Genomic DNA, 6,000 nt, shown 5'->3' on the forward strand with positions numbered 1-6,000 from the left:
CAATAAAATCGTTATTTAAAACGTCAGAATTAGCTAAATTCATTGATAAAAGCCTCTAAACAGGTAGCGAAAATTGATCAATGAAGCGTTATGAGTAATCAATATTTACAGGCGTTGAAGTGTAGTTGGCTTGCCCTCATAATGGTACTGATGACAGGGATCGGATATGCTCAGTCTGTTCATATTTTTATTACCTCATTACCCGATCAGACACCTGCCGGAGCAGCCCTGTTCCTGGCTTCGAACTGTAATGAATGGGATGCTTCAAATACAAATTACAGGCTCCGTAAGTTGCCCGATGGCAGATACTACATCAACCTTGAAAAAAAAGCTAATGATACGTTATTTTTCAAATTTACAAGAGGTAGCTGGTCAGCCGTAGAAGGCGATGGCCTGGGGAAAAGACGCAACAACCGCTTTCATGCATTCGTAGGTAAAAACGATACCCTGCAGCTTAAAATAGACAGTTGGGAAGACATTAAGCCCGAGGGTGTTTTCAGACTGGTGGTGGTAGATGCCACGGGCACAACTCCCAACGGAGCTGACATTTTTTTTACGGGCAATATTAACAATTGGGAGCCGGGTAACAGTCATTTCAAATTAAAACCACTACTAAAAAACACCTACGCTATAGACATACCTGTATATGGCGATACGATCAGGTATAAATACACCAGGGGATCATGGTCAGGAGTAGAAGGAGACCGGAAAGGTGGGATCAGGAATGAGCGGACCATTGTGCCTGACTCCTATTCCGAAGCTTATGACACCATCAGCACCTGGGAGGATATTGCATATCCGCGGCATTACCACTTGTGGGTAGACGAGTTGCCGGGTAACACGCCAAAAGCGGCTGACATTTACGTTACAGGTAATTTCAATAACTGGGATCCCGGAGATACCAATCATATCATGACGAAAACAGACTCCGGATTTTTTATCAATATCAGCTACCCGGGCGACACGCTCAATTATAAGTATACGCGTGGTGATTGGCAAACTGTGGAGGGGAGGACTAACGGCCTGGCAATTCCTAACCGAGCGATACTGTTTGATCATCAAAAAGAGGTCGTTAAGGATAAAATTTATAGCTGGGAAGATCTAAAAGCAGGAGGCTTCCAGCTATACACCCTCACATTGATCATTCCTGTGGTGATGGGCCTTTTGCTTATATTTGCGCTGCATGGAGTGAGAAGCTTACAGCCTTCTACTCCCATTCTGCAAGTACTCATTGGTCTGGTATGCCTGGCGCTGCTTTTTAGGTTGGTTCTTTACTATCGAGATATCTTTAACTGGTATCCTCAACTGATCGTCTTTTCTGATTTTATATACTTTCTTTATGCACCCATATTTCTGCTGTATGTGCGGCAGGTGCTGTCAAGCGAGGTGAGGCCTGGTCTTATATCTCATGTCCTTTTTCTTACTCCTATTGCTCTCATGCTGATTTTTTATATTCAATTTTTTATTGTTGATTATGAGGATTTTATATTTAATATAGTAAACAATGACTTTAAGTATATTTTCGCTACTTCCGGAGCCTTCGGTTTCGGATTCAACCTGTTTTGCTGGTCGCTGGGCGTGTGGCTTTACCGGAAAGCGCCAGTTACAAACAAGGCGCCATTCGTACGACTGGCTTATGTAAAAACATTGCTCATCTATCAGGGCTTGATTTTGGTTTTCTGGTTTATGGTGTATGTTATCGGAGGGGTTGCAGAATTGATGGCACTGGAATTGGCTGCTGTAGTGAATATCTGCGTGGATATTAGCTGGTTCCTATTCGCAGGCAATATCTATTTGTATACATTTCTGTTGATCAGAGATCCTGAAATTTTTAAAACTAATGAGGAGGTGACTACGGTAAAGCATAACCTCACCGCCACACAGCCTGAGCTTGAAAACCTGATCCGTCAAGTGGAACAACTAATGGAAAAGGAAAAGCCCTACTTAAATGAGGGCCTGTCACTTCAGGAGTTAGCGGATCTGCTGGAGATCAATATCCACCAGCTATCAAGAGTGATCAATGAAGGGTTTGATATGAATTTCTTCGACTATATCAATACTTATAGAATTGAGGAATTTATTGCAAAGGTAAGTGACCCCGTCAATGATCATAAGACGTATCTTTCGTTAGCCTATGAAGCGGGCTTCAACTCAAAAAGTACTTTTAACCGTGCCTTCAAAAAGGTTAAAAACCAATCCCCGAGAGAATTTTTCAAGAGCAGAAAAGCAGTAGCTTAGGGCGGAGAACTGAGGGTTGAGGGAGATTTGCTCAACTTTTGTCTCCCTTCTTCCTGCTTCCAAAGTCTCACGTGCCACATTATAGATTGCCACTTAGGTCTATGAATGAATTTATCCCGGTTTATAAGACAGGACGAAAAAGTATTGCCCAACCCGGATATTGTGGTTTATTCGATTGAGTGATCAACGGATTTTTAACCTAAAACCCATACTCCTATGACAAAAATCAATTTATTGATGGTGCTTTGCATTGCCTTTTTCTTACAAGGGCATGCTCAGAGTACCGAACGTGACCGTCCCTTTACGTGGGACAATGCAACAGTTTATTTTGTGATGCAAGACCGTTTCTATAACGGCAACACTGCCAATGATCATTCCTATGGTCGCGGGCTCGATGGTAATGGCAATCCTTACGACTTTGACGAGATAGGGAGTTTTCATGGTGGAGACTTTGCCGGACTTACTCAAAAACTTGATGAAGGATATTTTACTGATTTGGGAATCAATGCTTTATGGATATCTTCACCGTATGAGCAAATCCACGGCTGGGTGGCAGGCAGCAACGGCAGCTTCAGACATTATGCCTACCATGGTTACTATGGCCTCGACTGGACGGAGACGGATGATAACTTCGGTACTTTTGAAGAATTTCGCACGTTTGTTGATGCGGCTCATGACAAAGGCATTCGTGTGATCATAGACATTGTAATGAACCATGTGGGCTACAATTCGCTTCAGGACATGACCGACTACAACTTTGGCTGTGTAGATCCTGCGTGGAAAGGCTGGAGACCTTCTAATGGTGAAACGTGGGAGTCGATACATGGCCTGTTTATAGATTATTCCAGTGGATGTACCAATTGGAGCAACTGGTGGGGTGGTGACTGGGTACGCTCAGGATTGCCCGGGTATCCGGCTCCTGGTGGTGATGAAAAAACCATGAGTTTGGCCGGACTGCCGGATGTGATCACAGAAAGTACCCAGCAAGCAGGATTGCCTGATATTCTACTCAACAAGTGGGACGCAGCTAAGGAAGCACAGGAGATAGCTGAGTTGGATGCTTTTTTCAACCGTACCGGCTACCCTCGAACCCCTCGTTATTACTTCATCAAATGGCTGACAGACTGGGTGCGTGAATTTGGTGTTGACGGCTTTCGTGTAGATACCGAAAAGCACGTGGAGGGAGAGGCCTGGAGACACTTAAAAGATGAAGCAGTACTGGCGCTAAGGGAGTGGAAACAGAACAACCCGGACAAAAAGCTCGATGATCTCGACTTCTGGATGACGGCTGAAAATTTTGGTTACGGCTACGGGAAATCCCAATATCATATTGATAATGGCTTTAATTCGGTGATTAATTTCAATTTCCAGGGTCAGGCAGGCAACCTGAGCCAACTGGAGTCTATTTACTCTTCGTATGCCAGCACTTTAAATACCGATCCGGAATGGAATGCTCTAAGCTATATTTCATCTCATGATACACAATTGTATGACAGAAATAATCTTTTCAATGCAGGTACCAGTCTGTTGCTCCTCCCTGGTGGCGTTCAGATCTACTATGGCGATGAAACAGGCCGACCTTTTGGCCCTACCGGGGACGATCCTCACCAGGGGACGCGCTCGTTTATGAACTGGGGGAGCATTGATCAGGGACTTCTGGAGCACTGGCAAACCCTCGGACAGTTCCGAAGAAATCATTTGTCGGTGGGCGCGGGCACACACCAGAAACTGGGGGATAATCCTTATACCTTTTCCAGGGTCTATGAAAGTGACAGGGTAGTAGTTGCCATTGGCGCTTCCGGAAGCACTACCTTGCAGGTGGGCAACATCTATGCAGATGGTACTGAGCTACGCGATTTTTACACCGGCCATGTTACCACCGTAGCGGCAGGGGTGGCCACCTTTCCTGCGCACAGCAGCGGCATTCTCCTGATAGAGGAAACCAGCCCCTCAAGCTTTCCTTCAGTAGCTGTAACTCCTGCCAGCGGGTATGATCCTTCCTCCATTACTATGCTGGCAACGGCCACAGATCCAAACGGATGGGCGACTACCATTTACTATACCACAGACCCTTCAGCCTCAGCAGGTGATTTGTCATCCTGGAATGTATATACAGAGCCTGTAACCTTTACAGAAACAGTAGATGTGAAAGTAGTGGCAGTGAACAGCGAGGGTTCACAATCATTAGTCATCACCAGAAACTATCAGATAGGCGCTATAGAAGGCTTTACAGTGTATTTTAAGAAACCGGATGCCTGGGGTGCTCCAAAGGTCTATTATTGGCTTGAAGAGCCTGCTGATGCGCTTCCTGACGTATCTTGGCCAGGCGCTGCCATGACTGATGATGGAAACGGGTGGTATAAATACACCTTTGATGGGGTAATCTGCACTAATCTGATCTTTAATAATAGTGGCAGCCCTCAAACCGGAGACCTGTCCAGGTGTAAAGATGGCTGGTATGTCGATGGGATTTGGTATGATACAGATCAATGGGGCCCGGTAAATGAAGTGCCGGATGTCAGTGCAAACCCTGCGGGAGGCTCTTTCATGACTGGCGATGTAGTTTCCGTTACTTTATCCGCGACTGATGATAACGATCCATCTCCTGATATTTACTATACTACGGATGGCACAACGCCTACGCAGGCATCTACTCTGTATACGGGAGCGATCGAGCTAACAACAACTACTACGCTAAAAGTAATAGCCTATGACGATCAGGAGGCTGCTTCTGCCGTAGAAACCTTTGAATATAACTTTGAATCAATAGGTGGTGGTCTGACCGTACACTTCAAGCCAGCCGGATATACTGATCCTGAAATATATTTCTGGAATGTTACACCCTCAGCGCAAACCACCACCTGGCCGGGGGTAACCATGGCATCGGAAGATGATGGCTGGTACTCCTACACCCTTGAAGGCGCTGATTGTGCCAATATGATCTTCAGCAACAATGGCGCTTCTCAGACAGCCGATCTTTCGCGTTGTCAGGAGGGATGGTTTGTCGATGGTACGTGGTATGACAGCAAGCCCGTTGATGATGGCAACCTGGATATCTACTATAATGGAGGTTTCAACGACCCTAAGCTATATTTCTGGAATGTAACCCCATCAAGCCAAACCACCACCTGGCCAGGAGTGTCTATGACGGCTATTGGTGATGGCTGGTACAAATACACATTAACTGGCGCTGATTGTGCAAACGTGATCTTCAGCGATAACGGGGCAAATCAAACTGCTGATCTTTATCGTTGTGGTGATGGCTGGTATACCAATGGCGCCTGGTACAAAACACACCCCGGGGCCAGAACAACGGGACAGTCGGAAAACGATACAAAGAGCTACACCAATGACGTACTGGTTTACCCACAACCCAGCCGCACTACCGGAAATATCAGGATCACCCTTCAAAAACCCACATCAGTTAACGTCACTATTCACGACCTGAATGGAAGGTTGATGAATACCCTGCATGATGGTATATTGCCAGAGGGTGTAAGTAATTTAACCTATGACCTGAAAAACGGGGTTTATCTTTATTTCGTACACATGGAGGATATTACAAAGAGAGGAAAACTGATCATACGGGAGTAATTCATAATATATCCGTAAATAAAATCGCCTTGCTGCATTATGCGGCAAGGCAATTTTTTGCACCCCCTCGCACCAGCTCCCGGACCTGTTCCCATAGCCGTTAACTTAAGAGAAAAACGAGCCCCCAGAGGCCCCCAGAGGGGGTAAATCTTTGTAGCCGGGGTGAAG

Annotated in this window: 2 protein-coding genes; both read left to right on the forward strand. The window is 45.6% G+C overall.

Going from position 1 to position 6,000, the window contains the following annotated elements; genetic code table 11:
- Window positions 1–90 precede the first annotated feature (90 nt).
- Window positions 91–2,238 carry a helix-turn-helix domain-containing protein gene (locus tag C900_RS06380; protein ID WP_040495859.1) on the forward strand — a complete coding sequence of 716 codons (2,148 nt, stop codon included), beginning with the start codon at window positions 91–93 and terminating at the stop codon, window positions 2,236–2,238.
- A 216-nt stretch (window positions 2,239–2,454) separates the two neighbouring features.
- Window positions 2,455–5,832, forward strand: coding sequence for a starch-binding protein (locus C900_RS28155; RefSeq protein WP_051052793.1), 3,378 nt, complete (start codon window positions 2,455–2,457; stop codon window positions 5,830–5,832).
- The last annotated feature ends 168 nt before the right edge of the window (window positions 5,833–6,000 follow it).

It is taken from the genome of Fulvivirga imtechensis AK7, from assembly GCF_000331535.1.
Classification (GTDB): Bacteria; Bacteroidota; Bacteroidia; order Cytophagales; family Cyclobacteriaceae; genus Fulvivirga; species Fulvivirga imtechensis.